17 protein-coding genes and 1 tRNA gene are annotated in these 23335 nt (G+C 71.0%); 9 read left to right on the plus strand and 9 right to left on the minus strand.

Annotation, left to right across the window (positions count from 1 at the left end; genetic code table 11):
- Positions 1–77 precede the first annotated feature (77 nt).
- The 4 genes from ACFZCP_RS12075 to ACFZCP_RS12090 all read left to right on the plus strand — a co-directional run bounded on the left by ACFZCP_RS12075 (position 78) and on the right by ACFZCP_RS12090 (position 5226).
- Complete coding sequence (locus ACFZCP_RS12075) at positions 78–956, plus strand: helix-turn-helix domain-containing protein (protein WP_391426447.1); 879 nt, start codon at positions 78–80, stop codon at positions 954–956.
- A gap of 197 nt (positions 957–1153) precedes the next feature.
- The gene (locus ACFZCP_RS12080) at positions 1154–1504 is read left to right on the plus strand and encodes a chorismate mutase (RefSeq protein WP_362680125.1); all 351 of its coding nucleotides are present in this window, start codon (positions 1154–1156) and stop codon (positions 1502–1504) included.
- 292 nt (positions 1505–1796) lie between these two features.
- The gene (pepN, locus tag ACFZCP_RS12085) at positions 1797–4277 is read left to right on the plus strand and encodes an aminopeptidase N (protein ID WP_391426449.1); all 2481 of its coding nucleotides are present in this window, start codon (positions 1797–1799) and stop codon (positions 4275–4277) included.
- A gap of 115 nt (positions 4278–4392) precedes the next feature.
- Complete coding sequence (locus ACFZCP_RS12090) at positions 4393–5226, plus strand: NAD(P)H-binding protein (RefSeq protein WP_391426451.1); 834 nt, start codon at positions 4393–4395, stop codon at positions 5224–5226.
- A gap of 190 nt (positions 5227–5416) precedes the next feature.
- Here the strand turns inward: ACFZCP_RS12090 and ACFZCP_RS12095 are convergent, their stop codons facing one another.
- On the minus strand, positions 5417–5986 hold the full coding sequence (locus ACFZCP_RS12095) for a GNAT family N-acetyltransferase (RefSeq protein ID WP_391426453.1): 570 nt from the start codon (positions 5984–5986) through the stop codon (positions 5417–5419).
- Positions 5987–6248: 262 nt separating this feature from the next.
- Here ACFZCP_RS12095 and ACFZCP_RS12100 point away from each other — a divergent pair, with 262 nt between their 5' ends.
- The 4 genes from ACFZCP_RS12100 to pyk all read left to right on the plus strand — a co-directional run bounded on the left by ACFZCP_RS12100 (position 6249) and on the right by pyk (position 11807).
- Positions 6249–7847, plus strand: a complete 1599-nt coding sequence (locus tag ACFZCP_RS12100; protein ID WP_391426456.1) for an aminotransferase class V-fold PLP-dependent enzyme — start codon at positions 6249–6251, stop codon at positions 7845–7847.
- Positions 7844–9256 carry a SidA/IucD/PvdA family monooxygenase gene (locus ACFZCP_RS12105; RefSeq protein WP_391426458.1) on the plus strand — a complete coding sequence of 471 codons (1413 nt, stop codon included), beginning with the start codon at positions 7844–7846 and terminating at the stop codon, positions 9254–9256. The genes ACFZCP_RS12100 and ACFZCP_RS12105 overlap by 4 nt, the downstream gene beginning before the upstream one ends.
- 265 nt (positions 9257–9521) lie before the next feature.
- Entirely contained in the window at positions 9522–10217 is a 696-nt protein-coding gene (locus ACFZCP_RS12110) for an SIMPL domain-containing protein (protein ID WP_391426460.1), read from the plus strand.
- A 153-nt stretch (positions 10218–10370) separates the two neighbouring features.
- Positions 10371–11807 carry a pyruvate kinase gene (pyk, locus tag ACFZCP_RS12115; protein WP_391426462.1) on the plus strand — a complete coding sequence of 479 codons (1437 nt, stop codon included), beginning with the start codon at positions 10371–10373 and terminating at the stop codon, positions 11805–11807.
- A gap of 162 nt (positions 11808–11969) precedes the next feature.
- Here the strand turns inward: pyk and ACFZCP_RS12120 are convergent.
- Positions 11970–12044: transfer RNA gene (locus ACFZCP_RS12120), tRNA-Leu, on the minus strand.
- A gap of 101 nt (positions 12045–12145) precedes the next feature.
- On the opposite strand from ACFZCP_RS12120, the gene ACFZCP_RS12125 reads away from it, so the two are divergent.
- Complete coding sequence (locus tag ACFZCP_RS12125; RefSeq protein WP_391426464.1) at positions 12146–12802, plus strand: response regulator; 657 nt, start codon at positions 12146–12148, stop codon at positions 12800–12802.
- A gap of 138 nt (positions 12803–12940) precedes the next feature.
- On the opposite strand, the gene ACFZCP_RS12130 is transcribed toward ACFZCP_RS12125, so the two are convergent.
- The 7 genes from ACFZCP_RS12130 to ACFZCP_RS12160 form a co-directional block, all read right to left on the minus strand.
- On the minus strand, positions 12941–13657 hold the full coding sequence (locus tag ACFZCP_RS12130; protein ID WP_362680152.1) for an ABC transporter ATP-binding protein: 717 nt from the start codon (positions 13655–13657) through the stop codon (positions 12941–12943).
- A complete protein-coding gene (locus ACFZCP_RS12135) occupies positions 13654–14658 on the minus strand; it encodes an ATP-binding cassette domain-containing protein (RefSeq protein WP_391426467.1) in 1005 nt (334 codons plus the stop codon). The genes ACFZCP_RS12130 and ACFZCP_RS12135 overlap by 4 nt, the downstream gene beginning before the upstream one ends.
- 5 nt (positions 14659–14663) lie before the next feature.
- A complete protein-coding gene (locus ACFZCP_RS12140) occupies positions 14664–16445 on the minus strand; it encodes a branched-chain amino acid ABC transporter permease (protein WP_391426897.1) in 1782 nt (593 codons plus the stop codon).
- 5 nt (positions 16446–16450) lie between these two features.
- Positions 16451–17389: a branched-chain amino acid ABC transporter permease gene (locus tag ACFZCP_RS12145; protein WP_362680158.1), complete on the minus strand. Its 939-nt coding sequence runs from the start codon at positions 17387–17389 to the stop codon at positions 16451–16453.
- Positions 17390–17500: 111 nt separating this feature from the next.
- Positions 17501–18709, minus strand: coding sequence for an ABC transporter substrate-binding protein (locus ACFZCP_RS12150; RefSeq protein ID WP_391426899.1), 1209 nt, complete (start codon positions 18707–18709; stop codon positions 17501–17503).
- A 1199-nt stretch (positions 18710–19908) separates the two neighbouring features.
- Positions 19909–20400 (minus strand): hotdog fold thioesterase, encoded by a 492-nt coding sequence (locus ACFZCP_RS12155; protein WP_391426469.1) that lies wholly within the window; start codon positions 20398–20400, stop codon positions 19909–19911.
- Between the two features lie 48 nt (positions 20401–20448).
- Entirely contained in the window at positions 20449–22776 is a 2328-nt protein-coding gene (locus ACFZCP_RS12160; RefSeq protein ID WP_391426471.1) for an FdhF/YdeP family oxidoreductase, read from the minus strand.
- Between the last annotated feature and the right edge of the window lie 559 nt (positions 22777–23335).

Here is a 23335-nt window from a genome sequence, read left to right on the forward strand (position 1 = left end):
GCAGTCCGCGCACCATGGACGAAGATCGGCGCTGCTTGGACAAATGTCCGCCGCCGCCGGCCCCGGGAGGAGCGCCGATGTACCACACCTGGATGCGGTTCTTCAGCCCCGGCCCGGCCCACCACCGCCTCGGCCTGGTCTGCCTCGGCGTCGGACTCCAGTACGGCGCGCTGCCCACGGTCGGCCCCCGCACCCTCGACCACCACGTGGCCGTCGTGATCAGCACGGGCGGCGGCTGGTACCAGGGCGCCGACGGCCGCCGTACGCCCGTCACCGCGCCCGCGCTGCTGTGGCTCACCCCCGGCGTGCCGCACCACTACGGGCCCGACCCGGACACGGGCTGGGACGAGGGCTTCGTCGACTTCGCCGGGCCCGCAGCCGCGACCTACACCGAACTCGGCTACATCGAGCCCGAGCGGCCCGTCGTCCCGCTCTCGGACGCGACCGGACCGCGGGCGGTCGTCGCCCGGATCGCCCGTGCCGCCCGCCGCGGCAACCCGCTGCTGGAGGTGGAGACCGGCGCCGCCGTGCACGAGCTGCTCGTCGCCCTGCGCCGCGCCCGCGCCGACCTGGCCCCCGACGGGGACCAGGTGCTCCAGGCCCTCGCCCGGGACGCCTGCCGGCCCATGAGCGTCTCCGACCACGCCGCACGGCACGGGATGACCCCCGCCGAGCTGCGCAGCGCCGTGCGCCGCGCCGCCGGATGCAGCCCCAAGGACTACCTCCTCGGCATCCGCCTCGGCCGCGCCAAGGAACTCCTCGCCGCCACCGAACTGCCCGTCGCGGCCGTCGCCCGGCGTGTCGGCTACGACGACCCCGCGTACTTCTCCCGCCTGTTCACCCGCAGGGTGGGCATCGCCCCGGTCCGCTTCCGCGCCCAGCAGGGGCGCAGCGTCCCCGGCGGCTGGAGCGACCGCATCCCGGATCCGGACGACCCTCCGATGCTCCGGGGCTGACCGCGGCGATCGGCCGGCGATGTTCCAGGGCCGGCCGCATGGTGATCGGCCGGTGACGTTCCAGGGCCGGCCGCATGGTGATCGGCCGGCGATGCTCCAGGACCGACTGCATGGTGATCAGCCGGTGACGCTCCCGAGCTGACCGCATGGTGATCGGCCGGTGAAGGGGCGCTCCGCTCCCCTTAAGGTTGTCGCACATGACCACCAGCAACACCGGTAACGGTGACGTCGACCCCGAGGTCCGCCAGGAGCTGGAGCGGCTGCGCGAGAGCATCGACAACATCGACGCGGCCGTCGTCCACATGCTCGCCGAACGGTTCAAGTGCACCCAGCAGGTCGGCCGGCTCAAGGCGCTGCACCAGCTGCCGCCCGCCGACCAGGCCCGCGAGGCCCGGCAGATCGAGCGGCTGCGCAGCCTCGCCGAGAACGCCAAGCTCGATCCGGCCTTCGCCGAGAAGTTCCTGACCTTCATCATCGCCGAGGTGATCCGGCACCACGAGTCCATCGCCGAGGACGCCGCGAACGGGCAGCCCGCCTCGGCAGGCTGATCCGCAGAGACGGTCCCTTCGGCAGTGGCGGTCCGATCGGCGGCAGGCTGATCCGCGGCGAGCGGGCAGCAGGCGAGCAAGCGGTGGGTGGGCGAGAGGGCGAGGCAAGGGGCAGACAGGCGGCAGGCAGGCGGCAGGCGAGCAACCGGTAGGCAGGGGCAGGGCAGGGGAGTGTCGGCGGCGGGCGGGCCGGGGAGCCGCCGCCGGGCGTGTCACGGAGACGGGAACGGACATATGCCGTGTACCGGTCCACCCCTGTGCGCTGTCGGTGCCATCAGGCAGCATGGCGTGCATGTCCGTCATCACGCGCGACGAAGCGCAGCTCCGAGCACAGCTCCTCGACGTCCACCGCTACACGATCGAGCTCGACCTCACCACGGGGGACGAGACCTTCGGCTCCCGTACCGTGATCAGGTTCAGCGCTCGGTCCGACGGGGACACCTTCGTGGAGCTGAAGCCCGCCGAGCTGCGCGCCGCCACGCTCGACGGACAGCCGCTCGACCCGGACTCCTTCCACGACGACCGGCTGCCGCTGAAGGACCTCACCGCGGGCGAGCACGAGCTGCACATCGACGCGGTCATGCGCTACTCCCGCACCGGTGAGGGCATGCACCGCTTCACCGACCCCACCGACGGCGAGACGTACGTCTACACCCAGCTGTTCCTGGACGACGTCCAGCGGGTCTTCGCCGCCTTCGACCAGCCCGACCTGAAGGCCGTCTTCGAGCTGGCGGTCACCGCGCCGCAGGACTGGACCGTCCTCGCGAACGGCATCACCGAGCAGCTCGGCGAGGGCCGCTGGAAGGCTGCCCCGACCCCGCTGATCTCCACCTACCTCGTCGCCGTCGCTGCCGGCCCCTGGCACTCGGTGCGCACCGAGCACCGCGGCCTGCCCTTCGGCATCCACTGCCGCCGCTCCCTCGCCCCCCACCTCGACGCCGACACCGAGGAGATCTTCGAGGTCACGCGCGCGTGCTTCGACCGGTACCACGAGAAGTTCGAGGAGCCCTACCCCTTCGACTCCTACGACCAGGCGTTCGTGCCCGAGTTCAACGCCGGTGCCATGGAGAACCCGGGCCTGGTCACCTTCCGGGACGAGTTCGTCTACCGGTCGGCCGTCACCGACACCGAGCGCCAGACCCGCGCCATGGTCATCGCCCACGAGATGGCGCACATGTGGTTCGGCGACCTCGTCACCCTCAAGTGGTGGGACGACATCTGGCTGAACGAGTCCTTCGCCGAGTACATGGGCTACCAGACCACCCTTGAGGCGACCCGCTTCAGCGAGCCGTGGGTCGAGTTCGGCGTCACCCGCAAGGCCTGGGGCTACGACGCCGACCAGCGCCCCTCCACCCACCCGGTCGCCCCCGAGGCCGTCGACGACACCGCAGCCGCCCTGCTCAACTTCGACGGCATCTCCTACGCCAAGGGCGCCTCCGCACTGCGCCAGCTGGTGGCCTGGCTCGGCGAGAAGGACTTCCTCGCCGGCATCAACATCCACTTCCAGCGGCACAAGTTCGCCAACGCGACCCTCGCCGACTTCATCGACTCCCTCGCCGCCGCCACCGACCGCGACGTGCACGCCTGGGCCGGCGCCTGGCTGAGCACCACCGGCGTGGACACGCTCAGCCCGGTGCTGGAGTCCGCCGACGGCGGCTGCAGCCTGACCGTCGACCGCGCCGGCAGCCGCCCGCACCGCGTCAGCGTCGGCCTGTACGACCGCGACCTCGCCGACCAGGGCAGTCTCGTCCTGCGCGAACGGATCGGGCTCGACGTCCCGCAGACCGAACCGCAGCCGATCGGCAAGCGCCCCGCACTGCTCCTGCTCAACGACGGCGACCTGACCTACGCCAAGATCCGCTTCGACGGCGAGTCCTTCGAGTCGGTCCGCACCGGCCTGTCGCGACTGCCCGACCCGCTCACCCGCGCGGTCGTGTGGAACGCCCTCAGGGACGCCGTCCGGGACGGCGAACTTGCGCCCGCCGCCTACCTGGAGGCGGCCCGCGCCCACCTCCCGCTGGAGACCGACCTGGCCCTCGTCGAGGGCGTCCTCGCCTTCGCCTCCGCCCACGTCGCCGACCGCTACCTGCGCCCCCAGGACCGCCCGGCCGCCCTCGCCACCCTCACCGCCCTCTGCCGCGACCTGCTGCGCCGCACCGAGGACGGCGACAACCCCGGCCTGCGCCTGGTCGCCGTACGGCACTTCGTCGACGTCGCCGCCCACCCCGACACCATCGCCGCCTGGCTCGCCGACGGCACGGTGCCCGGCGGGCCCGAGCTGGACCCCGAGCTGCGCTGGCGCATCCTCGGCCGGCTCGCCGTGCTCGGCGCCACCGACGAGGCCGCCATCGCCGCCGAGCTGGACCGCGACCCGTCCGCCACCGGCCAGGAGGGCGCGGCCGGCTGCCGGGCCGCCCTGCCCGACCCCGAGGCCAAGCGCGCCGCCTGGGAGGCGATGTTCACCGGCGACAACCTGTCCAACTACCTGTTCACGTCGACCGCGCGGGGCTTCTGGCAGCCCGAACAGGCCGATCTGGTCCGCGAGTACGTGCCGCGCTACTACGAGGACGTGGTCGCGCTCGCCGCCCGCCGCGGCCCGGCGATCGCCGTCGCCGCCGGCCGCTGGGCCTTCCCGCGGTTCGCCGTCGACGCCGAGCACCTCGCTCTCGGTGAGGCCTGTCTGCGCGAGGCCGGTCCGGTCGTCGCCCTGCGCCGCAAGCTGGTCGACGAACTGGACGACCTGGCACGGGCGTTGCGGGTGCGCGGGGAGTAGGACCGGTGACCTAGACCGGGACTCGTCCTTGCCGACGATGCGGCGGGCCGGTCGTCCTTCCTAGGCTCGGTGGGCCGAAGAAGGACGATCAGCCCGATCCGCAGGAGGCAGACCCGTGATCGTAGTGACCGGTGCGACCGGCAACATCGGCCGTGCCCTTGCCGGCCGTCTCCTCGCCGCCGGAGCGCCCGTGCGGGCGCTGGCCCGCGACCCCTGCCGGGTCACCCTGCCCGAGCAGGCCGAGGTGGTGCGGTTCGATCCGGACGAGCCCGCCGCCCTGTTCGCCGGAGCGACGAAGCTCTTCCTCTACGCCCAGGCAGGCACGGCCGCCCTGCTCAAGACGGCCCGCGAGCACGGGGTGCGGCATGTGGTGCTGCTCTCCAGCGGGATCATCCAGGAGGGCGCCGACGAGACCCACCCCCTCCACGTCATGCACGCCGAGGCCGAGCGGCAGGTCCGCGACAGCGGGCTCGCCTGGACGTTTCTGCGGCCGAACGCGTTCGCCACGAACGCCCTCCAGTGGGCGCCGCAGATCCGCGCCGGGGACAGCGCCGTCCGCGGTGTCTTCGCGGACGCGCTCAGCGCGCCCATCCACGAGGACGACATCGCCGCCGTCGCCGAGCGCGCCCTGCTCGACGACGGCCACGAGGGTGCCGTGCACCGGCTGACCGGACCCGGGGCGACCACCAACGCCGACCAGGTCGCGGCGATCGGACGGGCCGTCGGCCGGGAGCTGACCTACGCCGAGGTGCCGCCGCGGGAGGCGGCGTCCGAGCTGTTCCCGCACGTGCCCACGCCCATGCTCGACCGGCTGCTGCAGACCTTCGAAGCAAGCGTGGGCGTGCCGCCGGAGATCACCGGCACGGTCGAGCAGCTCACCGGCACCCCCGCCCGCACCTTCGCCCGGTGGGCCCACGACCACGCCGACGACTTCCGCCCACAGCCCTGACGGCCGGGACACGAAGGGGCCCGCGGACGTGGTGGCCCTGGCGTGAGCACGTTCGCGGACGTGGTGCCCCTGGCGTGAGCACGTTCGCCGACGTGGTGCCGCTGGCGTGAGCACGTTCGCCGACGTGGTGCCCCTGGCGTGAGCACGTTCGCGGCGATGGCGGTCCGGGTGTGAGAGCCGGCCCGCGGTCCTACGAGGAAGCGGGCCCGCGGTCCTGGTGGCCGGGGCGCAACTCGGCCCTCCGTACGCCCGCTTCCCCCGGTGCCGCCCGCCGGTTGGCCACCTCCGTGGACGCCGGTGCGGCCGCGTCGAGGGCGAAACCGAGCCGCTCCAGGAAACGCGCACCGGAGTGCCAGCCGGCCGGCACCGTCGCCGTGACCAGGGACACCTCGCCGGCCCGGGCCAGCAGGCCCTCCGCCAGCGCGCGGCCCAGGCCCCGGCCCCGCGCCCAGGGCGCGAGCAGGAACAGGCCCACCGCCACCGCACCGGGCTCGGGGTGGTCCCGTACGGCGTCCACCAGACCCGCGACCACGCCGTCCCGCTCCAGCACCAGGAGCACCTTGTCCTCGGGGCTCGCGCCCCGAGGCAGCGAGTAGAACAGGCTCTGCACGTCACCCGGCCCCGACGGCAGCCCCGTCGCCGCCACGAACCAGTCCTCGCACTCCTCGAACAGCGCCAGCAGCGGCGCCTCGTCCGCGGGAGAGGGCTCACGCACCATCACCCGTTCACCGGGCACGTCGATCATCCACGCGTCAACCATCCCGTCGACGTTAGTCGCGGGCGACCACCGCTCCAACGCGTTTTCCCCGTACGGCAGTACCCACTTTCGGGTTCCGGTCGTTGGGCTTTCCGGACGCGCGGCCCTCTTCCCGTACAACCTGGAAGTCCCCGTACAGAAGCCCCGTACACGACCCCTCGTACGCACGCTCCCGTCCCCGTAGTCGAACACCCGTGCCGATGCCGCCGTACCAGCCGGCAACCGCACGGATGTCGACCCTGCCCCGCGCCCCGGAGGAGAGCTCATGAGTACGCCGCCCCTCGCCTCAGGACCCGACGGCCCCGAGGCCCTGCGTCCGCTCCTGGAGACCGTCCTCGACGCCCTCGCGGCCGGCCGGTGGGCCCGCGGCGGCCCGCTGCCCGCCGGAGGGCCCCGGCGCGTGGCCGCACACGTCGCCGACGTCCTGGGGCAGGTGCTTGCGGACGACGGCGACCCCGATGCCCTGCGCGCCCTCGTGCAGGCCCTGGCCGAGGGCGCCGCCGACCCCGCCGACCCGCTGTGCGCGGCCCACCTGCACTGCCCGCCGCTCGCCGTCGCCGTAGCCGCCGACCTCGCCGTGAGCGCCCTCAACCCCTCCCTGGACTCCTGGGACCAGGCCCCGGCCGCCTCCGCGCTGGAGGCCGAGGTCACCCGCGCCCTCGCGCACGAGATCGGCCTCGCCGACGCCCTGGTCACCACCGGCGGCACCGAGTCCAACCAGCTCGCCCTGCTGCTCGCCCGGGAGGCTCACGGCGGCAGTGTCCAGCTGATCTGCGGGGCGGGCGCCCACCACTCGCTGCCGCGCGCCGCCTGGCTGCTCGGGCTGCCCGACCCGGTCGTCGTCCCCACCCCGAACGGCCTCCTCGACCCCGCCGCCCTGCACGACGCGCTCACCATGCTCCCCGGCCCGCTGCTGGTCGCCGCCACAGCCGGCACCACCGACGCCGGTCTCATCGACCCGATCCCGGAGATCGCCGGCCTGTGCACGGCCCACGGTGCCCGTCTGCACATCGACGCCGCCTACGGTGGCGGCCTCGCCTTCAGCGACCGCCACCGCGAGAAGCTCGCGGGGCTCGAAACCGCCCACACCGTCACCCTCGACCTGCACAAGCTCGGCTGGCAGCCGGTCGCGGCCGGCCTGCTCGCCGTCGCCCGGCCCCGCGAACTCGCCGTCCTCCACCAGCGCGCCGACTACCTCAACGCCGACGACGACACCGAAGCGGGGCTGCCCGACCTGCTCGGCCGCTCCCTGCGCACCACCCGCCGCCCGGACATCCTCAAGATCGCCGTCACCCTGAAGACGCTGGGCCGCAGCGGCCTCGGCGCCCTGGTCGACGAGGTCTGCGCCCGCGCCCGTGCCTTCGCCGCACTCGTCCGGGACCACCCCGGCTTCGAGCTGTACGACCGGCCCGTCATCAGCACGGTCCTCTTCAGGCCCGTCGAGGCCGACGACGCCACCGTGGCCGCCGTACGCCGCAGGCTGCTGCACGAGGGCCGGGCCGTCCTCGGGCGGGCCCGCCTCGACGGCCGGCTCTGGTTCAAGGCCACCCTCCTCAACCCGCACACCCGGCCGGACGAACTGGCCCAGCTCCTCGCACTCGTAGAAGAAGCGATTCGCGAAGAGCCGACCCCCGAGGACCCGGGTCCCGAAGAGCCGACTCCCGGGGACCCGGATCCCGGGCAACCGGGGTCCGAGCAGCCGGCCCCCGGGAAACGTGCCTCCGAGCAGCCGGCCTCCAGGAAACGTGCCTCCGAGCAGCCGGCCCCCGAGAAACAGGCCCCCGAGGAGCCGGATCCCGAGCAGTCGGCCCCCGGACAACCCCCCTCCGAAGAATCGACCCCCGAAGGAACGACCCCCAGATGACCACCCCCCCACCCCATGAGCCGGAATCCCCCCGTGACCTGGTCGGCATCGGCATCGGACCGTGCAACCTCTCCCTGGCCGCCCTCGCCCACCCGCTCGCCGAACTCGACGCCGTCTTCTACGAGCGGCGTCCCGGCTTCGACTGGCACCCCGGCCTGCTCATCGAGGGCGCCACCATCCAGGTGCCCTTCCTCGCCGATCTGGTGACCCTCGCCGACCCCACCAGCCCCTGGAGCTTCCTCAACTACCTGCGGACCCGGGAGCGGCTCTTCCCCTTCTACTTCGCCGAGCGCTTCCACATCCATCGCGCCGAGTACGACGCCTACTGCCGCTGGGTCTCCCGGCAACTGCCCGGCCTGCGCTTCGGCCATCAGGTCGACGCCGTCCGCTGGAACTCCGAACGCGACGTGTTCGAGGTCGACTTCACCCATTCCGGCGCCGAGGGCGAGACCGAGTCCATGGGCCGCACCTACACCCGCAACGTCGTGCTCGGCGTCGGCACCGCCCCCTATGTGCCCGACCCCCTCAAGCCCCTGGTGGAGGCGTCCGGCGTCCCGGTCGTCCACGCCGCCGACTACCTCGACCACCGCGCCGCCGTCCTCGCCGCCGACCACGTCACCGTCGTCGGCTCCGGTCAGTCCGGCGCCGAGGTCTTCCTCGACCTGCTGCGCCACCGCCCCGCGGGCCGGGAGAAACTGCACTGGATCGGCCGTACCGAGGCGTTCGCCCCGATGGAGTACTCCAAGCTCGGCCTGGAGCACTTCACCCCCGACTACACCCGCTACTTCCACGCCCTCGCCGAACCCGTCCGCGACCGGCTCGTCGCCGCCCAGGGGCAGCTGCACAAGGGCATCGACGCGGGCACCCTCGCCGCCATCCACGACGAGCTGTACCGGCGCACCCTGCACGGCGGCTGGCCCGACGTCGTCCTCACCCCGGGCGTCCGCGTCCGTACCGCCGGGCGCGTCGCCACCACCAAGGTCGAACTCCACCTGGAACACCTCCAGCAGGACAGCCGCTCCCGGCTCACCACCGACGCCGTCGTCCTCGCCACCGGCTACTGCCAGCGCCCCCTCGACCGCATCCTGGCCGGACTCGACCCCTACATGCGCCGCGACGGCAGCGAACGCCCGCGCATCGACGAGGAGTTCCGGCTGGTCCTGGACCCCTCGGTCACCGGATCGGTCTACGTCCAGAACGCCGAGCTGCACACCCACGGCGTCGGCGCCCCCGATCTCGGCCTCGCCGCCTGGCGCAGTGCCACCATCCTCAACTCCCTCACGGGCAAGGAGCCCTATCCGCTGCCGGGCCGAACGGCCTTCACGACGTTCGGACTCCAGGAACCGGGTCACCGGGTGCCGCAGACCAGGCACGCGAGACAGCTGACGCCGCTCGTCGAGGGAAGGTGACGAGCGGACAGAGCCGAGGGGAGACCGCCGACGGCGGTGGCGGGGCAGGCCATGACAACGCCATGGCCGGCCCCGCCCTTGCCCTGCCGCCCGCCCCGCCCCGACGACACCGTGATTCCCCCGACCGCCGCGTCGCCGCATCGCCGAGCCGCCGTCGCCGGAGGGACGTGTGTGATGCAGCGGAACCTGGGACGTGCACGACGGAGCGGAACCTGCGACGCGCATGACGCGGTGGAGCCGGGACGCGCATGACACAGTGGGGCGTATGACCTCTGAGGCCGTCGCCCCGTACGGCACCCCCGACGCCCCCCTCCTCGTGGTCCGCGGCGAGGCCGACCTGGAGGTCGACCCCGAGGTCGCCCGCATCGGTGTCACCGTGAGCGCCCGCGGCCGTGACCGGCGCTCCACGCTGGACGACCTCACCCGCCGCAACGCCGCCGTTCTCGACCTCGTGAAGTCCTACGGGGAGGCGGTGGAGGAGCTGTCCACCGGCGCCTTCTCCATCACCCCGGAACTGACCGAGCGCGGCCGGGCCGAGCGGGTGCGCAGCCATCAGGGCCGGGTCCACCTCGGTGCCGAGTTCGCCGACTTCACCGTCCTCGGCGAACTGACCACCCGGCTGGCCGACTTGGAGCTGACCCGGGTGGACGGACCCTGGTGGTCCCTGCGCCCCGGCTCACCGGTGCACGCCGAGGCCCGCCGACGGGCGGTCGCCGACGCGGTGCAGCGGGCCCGGGAGTACGCCGAGGCCCTGGGCACCTCGATCGCCGCCCTGATCGAACTGGCCGACACCGGCGCCGAGCCGCCGCGGGCCGGCGTGGCGGCCTTCGGCCGGGGAGTCCGGCGCATGAGCATGGCCGACGAGTCCGAGGCGGTCGAACCCCTCGACCTGGAACCCGCACGCCAGCGAGTGACCGCTCAGGTCAGCGCGCATTTCACGATGCTCCCGCCGAGGCTGTGAATTCCGCGGCCGAGAAGCACCGCCCGAAAAGAATCGCTCATAGGAGCGGACCACCGCACAATTCAACACTTGTCAATAACCCTTTACTCAAAGGTTGTTGAGTAGTCACGTAGCCCGGATTCTCTACCCACCGGTAAGGCCTAGGCTCGAATCATGCGCCGAGCAAAGATCGTTTGTACTCTGGGCCCCGCCACCGACTCGTACGACCAGATCAAGGCACTGGTCGAGGCCGGAATGGACGTCGCCCGTTTCAATCTCAGCCACGGCACCCACGCCGAGCACGAGGAGCGTTACCAGCGGGTACGAAAGGCGGCCGACGAGACCGGCCGCAGCGTCGGAATCCTCGCCGACCTTCAAGGTCCGAAGATCCGGCTCGGCCGTTTCCGTGAAGGACCCGTACTCCTTGAACGCGGTGACTCCTTCACCATCACCGTCGAGGAGGGCGTCGAGGGCGACCGGAACCGGTGCGGCACCACCTACGCCGGCCTCGCCGCCGACGTCACTCCGGGTGAGCGCGTCCTCGTGGACGACGGCAAGGTCTGCCTGGAGGTCACGGCCGTCGACGGGCCCCGGGTGCACACCCGGGTGGTCGAGGGCGGCGTGATCTCCGACCACAAGGGCCTCAACCTCCCGGGCGTCGCCGTCTCGGTGCCTGCCCTCTCCGGCAAGGACGAGGACGACCTGCGCTGGGCCCTGCACACCGGCTTCGACGTCATCGCCCTCTCCTTCGTCCGCAGCGGCAAGGACGCCGAGGACGTCCACCGCATCATGGACGAGGAGGGCCGCCGCCTCCCGGTGATCGCCAAGGTCGAGAAGCCGCAGGCCGTCGACGCGATCGACGACATCGTCGCCTCCTTCGACGGCATCATGGTCGCGCGCGGCGACCTCGGTGTGGAGATGCCGCTGGAGCAGGTGCCGATCGTGCAGAAGCGCGCGATCAAGCTCGCCCGGCGCAACGCCAAGCCGGTCATCGTGGCCACCCAGATGCTGGACTCGATGATCGACAACTCGCGCCCGACCCGTGCCGAGGCCTCGGACGTGGCCAACGCGGTCATCGACGGCACGGACGCGGTGATGCTCTCCGGCGAGACCAGTGTCGGCAAGTACCCGATCGAGACCGTGCGGACCATGGCGAAGATCGTCGAGGCGGCCGAGGAGGACCTGCTCGCCAAGGGCCTCCCGCCGCTGACCGAGCGGAACAAGCCGCGCACCCAGGGCGGAGCGGTCGCCCGCGCCGCCGCCGAGATGGGCGACTTCCTCGGCGCGAGGTTCCTGGTGGCCTTCACCCAGTCGGGAGACACCGCCCGGCGGCTGTCCCGCTACCGCTCGCCCATCCCGCTGCTGGCCTTCACCCCGGAGCCGGCCACCCGTTCCCAGCTCAGCCTGACGTGGGGTGCGGAGACCTTCCTCGGCCCGCACGTCGACTCCACGGACGCCATGGTCGACCAGGTGGACGAGCTGCTGCTGAAGTACGGCCGCTGCCGCAAGGGTGACGTCGTGGTCATCACGGCGGGTTCCCCGCCCGGTGTCTCCGGCTCGACCAACATGGTCCGCGTGCACCACATCGGCGAGGACGACAGCCCGAGGTGACGGTGCCCGCGCCCCGGCAACGGTCCGGAACCCTCGGGCAATGATCCAAAAGCCCCCCGGCCGACGGTCCCGACGCCTCGGGCCACGGTCCGCAAGAACGACAAAGGGCCCCTCACGGCTAGGGGCCCATCCAAAACGCTGACCTTGGAATCCAAGGAAAAGTGCCCCGAGTCGGACTCGAACCGACACTGTACGGGTTTTGAATCCGTTGCCTGCTGCCAATTGGGCTACCGGGGCTCGCAGAATCAAAGGTTTCCCCCGACCCTCCGCGCGTCCACCATACCGTAGCTAGGTAGGCTCTTGTAAGCAGCGCCCCTGCCCCGAACGAGGAGCCCCAAGTGACCCCCGAGTCGCCCCAGCCCGTAGACGCGCCCGACGACGACAAGTCGCACGTGCCTCCGCTGACGACTCGTGTCGTCATCGCCGAGGACGAGGCCCTGATCCGGCTCGACCTGAAGGAGATGCTGGAGGAGGAGGGGTACACCGTCGTCGGCGAGGCCGGGGACGGGGAGCAGGCCGTGGAGCTGGCCCGCGAGCACAAGCCCGACCTGGTGATCCTCGATGTGAAGATGCCCAGGCTGGACGGCATCTCCGCGGCCGAGAAGATCGCCGAGGAGTCCATCGCCCCGGTCCTGATGCTCACTGCCTTCTCGCAGCGCGACCTCGTCGAGCGTGCCCGTGACGCCGGCGCCATGGCGTACCTGGTGAAGCCGTTCAGCAAGAGCGACGTCGTACCGGCCATCGAGATGGCCGTCTCCCGGTTCACCGAGCTCAAGCAGCTGGAGCAGGAGGTCGCCGACCTCACCCAGCGGCTGGAGACCCGCAAGCTGGTCGACCGCGCCAAGTCCATCCTGCAGACCGGGTACGGGCTGACCGAGCCCGCCGCCTTCCGCTGGATCCAGAAGACCTCCATGGACCGCCGCATGTCGATGCAGCAGGTCGCCGAGGCCGTCATCGCGGACAACGAGGAGAAGAAGGCCGCCAAGAAGGCCTGACGTCCCCGCAGTCGAACGAAGAGGCCCGCGCCCCGGAGAAGGGGGCGCGGGCCTCTTCGCGCCCCATGAGGGGCGCGGGGAACTGCGCGACCAGCCACAACGGACCCGCAGCTGCACACCGGCGCTGACGACGGAACGCTAGTCCTCGCCGAGGTACGCCTTGCGCACCGACTCGTCGTGCAGCAGGTCCTGGCCGCTGCCCGACAGGACGATGCTGCCGACCTCCATGACATGGCCCTGGTCGGCGAGCGAGAGCGCCGCCTGGGCGTTCTGCTCGACCAGCAGGATCGTCGTGCCCTGGGACTTCAGCTCGGCGATCGTCGCCATGATCTTCTGCATCATGATCGGCGACAGACCCATGGACGGCTCGTCCAGCATCAGCAGCTTGGGCCGGGACATCAGCGCCCTGCCCATCGCCAGCATCTGCTGCTCACCGCCCGAGAGGGTGCCGGCGGCCTGCTTCCTGCGCTCCCCGAGGATGGGGAAGAGGTCGTAGGCGCGCTGGATGTCCTTCTCGATGCCCTCCTTGTCCTTGCGGAGGAAGGCGCCGAGCTGGAGGTTCTCGGCGATGGTCAGCCGCGGGAAGATGTGCCGGCCCTCGGGGGAGTGGGCGAGTCCGAGCGCGACGATCTTGTGCGCCGGGACACCGGTGAGCGGCTTCCCCTCGAAGGTGATCTTTCCCGACGTGGGCTTGAGCAGCCCCGACAGGGTACGCAGGGTCGTCGTCTTGCCGGCGCCGTTGGTGCCGATGAGGGTGACGACCTGGCCGGCCTCGACGCTGAACGAGATGCCCTTGACGGCCTCGATCTTGCCGTAGGCGACCCTGAGGTCCTCGACCTCCAGCAGTGCGGTCACTGGGCCTCTCCCTTGGTGGTGCCGGTGGTGCTGTCCGCCTCGGTGCTCTCCTCACCGGACGGTTCGGCATCGGCCGCGCCGTCGGCGGCCGCCGTGCCCGTTTCGGGGTCGGCCGCGGTCTCGGCGGACGCCGAAACGGGTTCGGCGGTCTCCGTGCTCTCGGCGGACGCCGAAGCGGATTCGGCGGCTGCCTCGGCGGCCTCGACCTCGGCGGCCTCCGCCTCACCGGGATCGCCCTCGAAGGGCTCACCCAGATAGGCGGCGACGACGCGCTCGTCGGCCTGGACGACGTCGGAGGTGCCCTCGACGAGCTTCTCGCCCTGGACGAGCACGGCGACGCGGTCGCACAGGTTGAAGATGAAGCGCATGTCGTGCTCGATGACGAGGACGGCGATGCCCCGGTCCCGGATGGCGAAGACCAGTTCCTCGGTGGCCCGGGTCTCCTGCGGGTTCATGCCGGCCGTCGGCTCGTCGAGCAGCAGCAGGCCCGGCTCGCTCGCCAGTGCCCGCGCGATCTCCAGCTTGCGCTGCTCGCCGTAGGGCAGGTTGCGCGCGAGGTGGTCGCGCTTGGCCGCGAGGCCGACGAACTCCAGGAGTTCCATGGCCTTCGCCTCGGACTCCCGCTCGGCCTTGCGGAAACCGGGGCCGCGCAGCAGCGCGGACCACAGGCCCTCCTTGGTCCGCGTGTGGCGGCCCACGAGGACGTTCTCCAGGACGGTCATGTTGGCGAAGAGCCGGATGTTCTGGAACGTCCGGGCGATGCCCGCCTGCGTCACCAGGTGCGGTTTGGGCGGCAGCACCTTGCCCCGGTAGGCGACCGTGCCCTCGGTGGGGATGTACAGGCCGGTGAGGCAGTTGAAGAAGGTGGTCTTGCCGGCGCCGTTCGGGCCGATGAGACCGACGATCTCGCCGCTGTTGACCGTGAAGTCGACCGACCGGACGGCGGTCAGGCCGCCGAAGCGCATCGTGACGTCACGGGCTTCGAGTACAGGTGTCGTCATGGTTCTTACGCCCCTGCCTTGGTGACGGCCGGATCGTCGGTCAGCGTCGCTTGCGCCGGGACGTCGAGTTGGCCGGTCTCGTGGAACTCCAGCTGGCGGCGGCGGTTGGCGATGATGCCCTCGGGCCGGAAACGCATCAGCAGGATCAGCGCGATACCGAAGGCGAACAGCTCGTAGTTCTGCAGGAACTGGAGCTTCTCCGGTACCAGGTAGAGCACGCTCGCGCCGAGCAGCGGGCCGCTGACGGTGCCCATGCCGCCGAGGACGACGGCGGCCAGCAGGAAGGCCGAGTTGGGCGGGGCGGCGCCCGCGAACTGGTACGGCTGCGGGTTCACGCTGTAGTTGACGTGCGCCATCACCGTGCCGGCGAGGCCCGCGAGGGAGGCGCCGAGGGCGAAGGCGACCAGCTTGACGCGGAAGCCGTTGATGCCCATGGCGGTGGCGGCGGTCTCGTCCTCGCGGATGGCGATCCAGGAGCGGCCGATACGGGAGTCGGAGGCGCGGGTGAAGACGAGCACGACGATCGCCGTGACGATGAGCATCAGGAACAGGTAGTTGGCGAACCGGCCCAGGGTGAACCCGCCGATGTCGTGCGCCTCGCCCAGGTTGAACCCGAAGATGTTCAGGTCCGGGATCTGGGTGATGCCGTTGGGGCCCCGGGTGATGTTCGGTCCGGAGTCGCCGTCGAGGTTGTTGACGGTGATTCGGAAGATCTCACCGAAGCCGAGCGTGACGATGGCCAGGTAGTCGCCGCGCAGCCGCAGGGTCGGCGCGCCGATCAGCACACCGAAGACCAGCGAGGCGGCCATGCCGGTCAGGGCCGCGGCCCAGAACGGGAAGTGCACACCGGAGAACCGGGAGTACTCCGAGCCGGAGACCAGGGCGGCCGCGTAGGCGCCGACGCCGAGGAAGGCGACGTAACCGAGGTCGAGCAGACCGGTGAGGCCGACCACGATGTTCAGGCCGAGGGCGACCGTGGCGAAGATCAGGATGTTCACGCCGACGTTGGCGTTGTGGTCGTCGCTCTGGGTGAAGGGGAAGATCACGGCGGCGACGAAGGCGAGCGAGGAGGCGAACGCCTTGTGCTGGGCCGCGAGTGTCGCGAACCGGTCGACGAGACCGGTGTGCATCAGGGCCCACGCGGCGAAGACGAACAGGAGCAGGAAGCCGATGAAGGTCTCGCTCGCGTCGTTGTCGATGCCGATGCCGTAGGTGAAGGCCACCAGGGCGATCGCGGTGCCGGCGGTGATGATGCCGCGCTCGACGAGCGGCGGCACCTTGCCGGGGCGGGGCTGCTCGGGCTTGGTGAGGTAGCCGCGCAGGCCCGCGCCCGGAGCCGGGTGGGGCAGCGCGAGGGCGCCGACGACGGGCAGCGCGGAGGCCGCCATCGCCACGAACGCGCCGGGGTCGAGGTTGACCAGACCGCCGAGGTCGACGGCGATGGCGATACCGGTGAACCAGCAGACGGCGAACGCCGACAGGGCCGTCAGCAGAACGGGAGACGTGGCGCCCGCCGGGTTCAGCCAGCGCAGCCCCTTCACGTTCCACAGGGTGAGCCCGAACAGCAGGGTGAGGGCGCCGCCCACGAGGGCGAGGATCTGCAGACCGGCCGGGTAGCCGTAGACGGTCAGGTCGCCGGGGAAGTCGGGCGTCCAGGTCCAGCTGAGGAAGGTGCTGGCGATGGTGCCGACGGCGCCGACGGCGATGAGCAGCCGGGCGACGGCCGAAGGCAGCGGGACGAGCCCGCGCCCGGCCGCGGCCGGGGCCTGGGTGGTGGTGTCGGTCATGCTGCTCACGCCCTGTCCGCGACGCGTTCGCCGAGCAGGCCCTGTGGCCTGAAGAGGAGTACCAGGATGAGGAGGACGAAGGCCCACACGGCGGCCCAGCCGCCTCCGCCGAGCTGCTGCATGCCGGGGATGTCGGAGATGTAGGCGGTGGCCATGGCCTCGGCCACGCCGAGGACGAGACCGCCGAGCATGGCGCCGTAGATGTTGCCGATACCGCCGAGGACGGCCGCGGTGAACGCCTTCAGACCGGCGATGAAGCCCATGTCGTAGGAGACGGAGCCGTACTTGAGGCCGTACGAGACACCGGCGACGGCCGCGAAGAAGCCGCCGATCGCGAAGGCGATGACGATGATGCGGTTGGTGTCGATGCCCATCAGCTGGGCGGTGTCCGGGTCCTGGGCGGTGGCCTGCATGGCGCGGCCGGTGCGCGAGAGCCGGACGAAGAAGGCGAGGACCGCCATGCACAGCGGCGCGGCGATGATCAGGAAGACGTCACCACTCTGCACGGTCACGGATCCGATGTGCAGCGGGCCGAACGGCAACTGCGGGAAGACCCGGGCGGACTTGGCGTCGCCGTCGACGTGGTACCAGTTGAAGACCGCCTGCTGCAGAGCGAGCGACAGGCCGATCGCGGTGATCAGAGGGGCGAGGCGTGGTGCGCCGCGCAACGGCCGGTAGGCGAAGCGCTCGGCGCCGACGGCGATGAGGACGGCCACCAGGGCGCCGCCGATGAGCATCGCCGGCAGGGCTATCCACATGGATATGCCGTCCGGCAGGACGAGGTAGACCGTGAGGGCGCCGAAACCTCCGGTCATGAAGATCTCGCCGTGGGCGAAGTTGATGAGCTGGACGATGCCGTACACCATCGTGTATCCGATGGCGATCAGCCCGTACATCGAGCCGAGGAACAGCCCGTTGGCCAGCTGCTGCGGCAGGGTGTTCACCGCATGGCCTCCATGTGGTGGGGAGAGTCAAGGGGGGCGTTAGAAGGCGGGCCGCGCGGTGACGGTGGTCTGCGCCGCGCGGCCCTGGTGGTGCGGAGTGTTCGGCTCGGGTTACTTCGGGTTGGCGACGCCGCTCTTGACGGACTTCCACTCACCCTTGGTGACCTGGTAGACGGTCAGCTGCTTGTTGGTGGTGTCGCCGTACTCATCGAACGCGATCTTGCCGGAGATGCCGTCGAAGGAGCTCTTCTGGACACCGTCGACGACCTGGGTGCGGGCGTCGTCCGGAATCTTGCCGTCCTTCACGACCGAGGCGACGGCCTTGATGATGGCCGTGGTGGCGTCGTAGGCGTAGGAGCCGTAGGTGCCGTAGTCACCGGGGTACTTCTTGGCCTTGTAGGTGGCCACGAAGTCCTTGGCGGCGGGCAGGGTGTCGACCGGGACGCCGATCGACGTCACCAGGTCGCCCTCGGCGGCCTTGCCGGCGGTCTTGATGTAGGTCGGGGTGAACATGCCGTCGCCGCCGAACAGCGGGATCTTGGCACCGGCGTCCTTGAGCTGCTTGGTCAGCACCTCGGACTCGTCGTACTGGCCGCCGTAGTAGAGCAGGTCGGCGCCCGAGTTCTTGATCTTGGTGGCCAGCGTGGAGAAGTCGCGGTCGCCCACGTTGATGTGGTCGGTGCCGATGACCTTGCCGCCCTGCTTGACGAACTGCTCCTTGAAGATCTTGGAGAGGCCCGCGCCGTAGGTCTGCTTGTCGTCGACGACGAACGCCTTCTTCTTGTGGATGCCGTTGTAGGCGTAGTCCGCCGCGTAGGCACCCTGCAGCGCGTCCGTGGTCGCGGTGCGGAAGTAGGTCTTGAACGGGCGGGACTTGCTGCTCTGCCAGTTCTTGCCCTGCGTCAGCTCGGGCGCGGTGTTGGACGGGGAGATCTGCACCATGTTGGCCGTGGCGAAGACCTGCTGCATCTGCGTGGCCACACCGGAGTTGAGCGGGCCGACGACACCGAGCACGCTCTTGTCGGAGACGAGCTGGGTGGCGTTCTGCTGGCCGGTGGCGGGGATCGCCTTGTCGTCCAGTGCCTTGATCTTGAAGGTGACGCCGGGGACGGTCTTGTTCTTGTTGGCGTCGTCGACGGCGATCTGCGCGCCGTACTGGATGCCAAGGCCCGTTGCGGAGTTCTGGCCGGTCAGAGGGGCGTCGACGCCGATCGTGACCGTCACGTTGCCGCCGTCGCCGCCCTTGTTGTCTTTGTCGCGGGAGCCACAAGCGGTGAGGGTCAGAGCTCCGGTGGTCAGCACGGAGGTAAGAATCACCAGAGAACGCTGTCGCACAATCGATCCTTTCCGCAGGCAGCCCGACCCCTTGCAGGGAACGACGGGTGCCGCGCCGGTACCGAACTCCCGATGGAGCGGTGACTGGCCGTGACTCTAAGCGTGTGTGCGGAACGTGGAGGAGGGCTTGACCAAGGCTGTGACGCTCTTGTTATGACACGAGGTAATGCAGAGCGGTACACGCCGGGGGGAAAGCAGGAATTCAGTCCGATTCGCCCCGTCCGCATTCTGAGAACCTGCAGGACTCACCCTGATCAGTTCAGGCGTCTCGACGGTTTTGGTGATTACACAACACCGTTGCTGCAGGCGACTTCCGGGGCGGCCGAGCGGTTCTGTGCACCGTGGGCGCCAGGGTCGTAACCGTGAATGGGTATTGCACGCGTATTACGTAGAGTTACGCCTGGGAAAGGAAGCTCGGGCTCCGGAGCTTCTTCGCCTTTCCCGGCAGGAGGCGCGATCGAGAGGTGTCGCACGCAAGGGGTACGAGCGGCGGGCGAAGTGCCGTGCGGCGCCGGTGAATTGCGGAGTGGCCGGGGCGACGGGCGCCCCTCCCGTACGGGTCGGGCCGGGTGCAGGTCGGGCCGGGTGCAGGTCGGGCCCGGTGCCCGGCATCGGCCGGTCCGGGGCTCGACGTCGGCCGGTCCGGGGCTCGACGTCGGCTGGTCCGGGGGTCCGGCGCCGGCTGGGTCGGGGGTCCGGCGCCGAGCGACCCGGCCGAGGCGGCTCGTGGCCGACCTGTTGAGCCGTCAATTCACGTTCTGCGCACTTGTTCTGACGCCCTTTCGGAAACTGGCCACGACTTCTTGGGTAGGCTCCGGGAACTGGCGGGCCGCTCTTCAGGCTCGGCTTCGAGGAGTGGCGTGTCGCTCTTCCGGTGCGGCTCCGGGAACTGGCGTCTTGCCCTTCCGGCGCCGCTTCGGGGGCTGGCGGGCCGCTCTTCCCGTGCGGCTTCCGCGGCCGCGCCGCCACTCCTCCGAAGCGGCTTCCCCGACTGCGCCGGGCGCGGGCGGTACCTGCGCGCAGTGGGTCTCCTGCGCGGGTAATCAGGATGACTCGGGCAATCCGGGCTACTTGGACAGCCCGGCCCACTCGGCCGAGTCGGTCCGGGCATGGGGGCCGATCGGGCATGACGGTCGATCGGGTGTGACGGCTCGGCGGGGCCGGGCGGCCCCGCCGGGGTGCTGTCAGGCGCCGGTGTCCCGGACGTGCACCTCGTCGCCCTTGTGTACGTCCCGCAGCAGGCAGGTCAGCCGGGCGGTGCAGACCCGGCGGCCCTCCTCGTCACTGATCACGATCTCGTACGTCGCCGTCGACCGGCCCCGGTGCACGGGCGTGGCCACGCCGGTGACGAGACCCGAGCGGACCCCGCGGTGATGCGTGCAGTTCAGGTCCACACCGACCGCGATCTTCGAGCTGCCGCCGTGCAGCATGGACCCGACCGAGCCCAGGGTCTCCGCCAGGACCGCGGAGGCGCCCCCGTGCAGCAGCCCGTAGGGCTGGGTGTTGCCCTCCACCGGCATCGTCCCGACGACCCGCTCCGCCGAGGCCTCCAGGATCTGCACGCTCATCCGCGTCCCGAGGTGGCCTGCCGAGAACAGCGCGGGAAGGTCGACGCCGAGCGCGGCGTACTCGTCGATGACCTCCTGCGGGAATTTCCCCTGCTGCTGCTCGCCCATGGCTCCGGCTCCGTTCGTCGTACGCCTGTCACTTGACTGAGCAAACGCTCAGTCGGTCGCCGATTGTTCCAGACGGCGCTCCGCAGGGCCTGTCCGGTTTTCGAGGCGGACCACGACGGACTTGCTGGCCGGGGTGTTGCTGGTGTCGGCCGTGGCGTCCAGCGGCACGAGCACGTTGGTCTCCGGGTAGTAGGCGGCGGCACAGCCCCGGGGCGTCGGGTAGTGCACCACCCGGAAGCCCGGTGCCCGCCGCTCCACGCCGTCCTTCCACTCGCTCACCAGGTCGACGTACGACCCGTCGGCGGCCCCCAGGGCCTGTCCGTCCTCCGGGTTCACCAGCACCACGCGGCGCCCGTTCGTGATGCCCCGGTAGCGGTCGTCCAGGCCGTAGATCGTGGTGTTGTACTGGTCGTGGGAGCGCAGCGTCTGCAGCAGCAGCCGGCCCTCGGGCAGCTCGGGGTACTCCACCGGTGCCGCCGTGAAGTTCGCCTTGCCGGTCGCCGTCGGGAAGCGGCGCTCGTCGCGCGGCGCGTGCGGCAGCGTGAATCCGCCGGGGCGGGCCACGCGCGCGTTGAAGTCCTCGAAGCCGGGGATCACGCGCGCGATGCGGTCGCGGATCGTCGCGTAGTCCTTCTCGAACTCCTCCCACGGCACCTTGCTGTCCGCGCCGAGTACCCGGCGCGCCATCCGGCACACGATCGCCGGCTCGGACAGCAGCTCACCGCTCGCGGGCGCCAGCCGCCCGCGCGAGGCGTGCACCATGCCCATGGAGTCCTCGACGGTGACGAACTGCTCTGCGCTTTTCCCGTTCGGGCCGATCTGCAGATCGCGTTCGGTACGGCCGAGCGTCGGCAGGATCAGGGCACGCGCGCCCGTGACCACGTGCGAGCGGTTCAGCTTGGTCGACACGTGCACGGTCAGCCGGGCGCGCCGCATGGCCGCCTCGGTGACGTCCGTGTCGGGGGAGGCGGCGACGAAGTTGCCGCCCATGGCGAAGAACACCTTCGCCTCGCCGTCGCGCAGCGCGCGGATGGCCCGTACGACGTCGAAACCGTGCGTGCGCGGCGGCGCGAACCCGAACTCCTTCTCCAGCGCGTCCAGGAAGGCCGGGGCCGGCCGCTCGAAGATGCCCATCGTGCGGTCGCCCTGCACGTTGGAGTGGCCGCGCACCGGGCACACGCCCGCGCCCGGGCGGCCGATGTTGCCGCGCAGCAGAAGGAAGTTGACCACCTCGCGGATGGTCGGGACCGCGTGCTTGTGCTGGGTGAGGCCCATCGCCCAGCAGACGATGGTCCGCCGGGAGGCCAGGACCATCCCCAGGGCCTCCTCGATCTGCGCGCGGGTGAGGCCGGTCGCGGTGAGCGTCTCGTCCCAGTCGGCTTCCTTCGCGGCCGCGGCGAACTCCTCGTACCCGTGGGTGTGTTCGCGCACGAACTCCTCGTCGACCGCGCCCTCCGTCTCCAGGACCAGCCGGTTGAGGAGACGGAACAGGGCCTGGTCGCCGCCGATGCGGATCTGCAGGAACAGATCGGTGAGCGCGGCGCCCCTGAGCATGCCCTGCGGGGTCTGCGGGTTCTTGAACCGCTCCAGGCCGGCCTCGGGCAGCGGGTTGACGCTGATGATCCGCGCGCCGTTCGCCTTGGCCTTCTCCAGCGCGGAGAGCATGCGCGGGTGGTTCGTCCCCGGGTTCTGGCCCGCGACGATGATCAGGTCGGCCTTGTAGAGGTCCTCCAGCCGTACGCTGCCCTTGCCGATGCCGATCGTCTCGGACAGTGCCGAGCCGGACGACTCGTGGCACATGTTCGAGCAGTCGGGAAGGTTGTTGGTGCCCAGCTCGCGCGCGAAGAGCTGGTACAGGAAGGCGGCCTCGTTGCTGGTACGCCCCGAGGTGTAGAACACGGCCTCGTCGGGGGAGCCGAGGGCGGCGATCTCCTCGCCGATGATGTCGAAGGCCCGCTCCCAGCTCACCGGCTCGTAGCGCTCGGCGCCCTCGGGGAGGTACATGGGGTGCGTGAGCCGCCCCTGCTGGCCCAGCCAGTAGCCGCTCCTGGTGGCCAGGTCGGCGACGGAGTGCGCGGCGAAGAAGTCGGGCGTGACCCGGCGCAGGGTGGCCTCCTCGGCCACGGCCTTGGCGCCGTTCTCGCAGAACTCCGCCTTGTGCCGGTGGTCCGGCTCCGGCCAGGCACAGCCCGGGCAGTCGAAGCCGTTCTTCTGGTTCACGCGCAGCAGGGTCAGTGCGGTGCGCTTCACACCCATCTGCTGCTGGGCGATGCGCAGGGTGTGCCCGATGGCGGGCAGCCCCGCCGCGGCATGCTTCGGCTCCGCGACCTGCGGCGCGTCCTGAACCGGATCACCCGTGGGCGGCTTCGTCGCCATCGCACGCTCCTTCTCGCCTGCGTGTGAGCAATACGGCCCCGATCCTCCCACGGGCCACCGACAATCGTGAGCGCCGGGTTTGCCACCCGGAGCGGACGAGCGGCGAGCGGACCGGACACGGAGGCCAGGGACGCGCACGCTGGAGGCGTGGGGTGTGCGGGAGGGGCGAGGGGTGTGGGCGCAGGTTCGGGCCCGCGTTGTGCGCTGGGGGCGGCGATGTCTCTTGTGGGTCGCGGGTCAGGGGCGTTGGCGTTGCGGGCTGCTGACGGGCTCTCTGTTCCATCGGCGTCACCGCCCCCTGCTACCGGCGCAACGGCGGTCCGCACGCCGGTGCAACGGTGGTTCGCCCGGAGGGTGCTGTCCCGCGGGCGCCACCGAACCGGCCGTATGGTGACGCACGCCACACCCGCGTGCTCCGCGCGACACCTCCCTTCTCCCTCCGTTCCTCCCTCCCCCTCTTCTTCTCCCTCCCTCTCTTCTTCTCCCTCCCTCTCTTCCTGCCGCATCGCGGCGGTGAGCGGGCGTCGGCGGCCTTCTCCGGAGCTCCCGGCGGAGCCGC

Origin of the sequence: Streptomyces sp. NPDC007971, from assembly GCF_042958635.1 — a bacterium.
Taxonomy (GTDB): domain Bacteria; phylum Actinomycetota; class Actinomycetes; order Streptomycetales; family Streptomycetaceae; genus Streptomyces.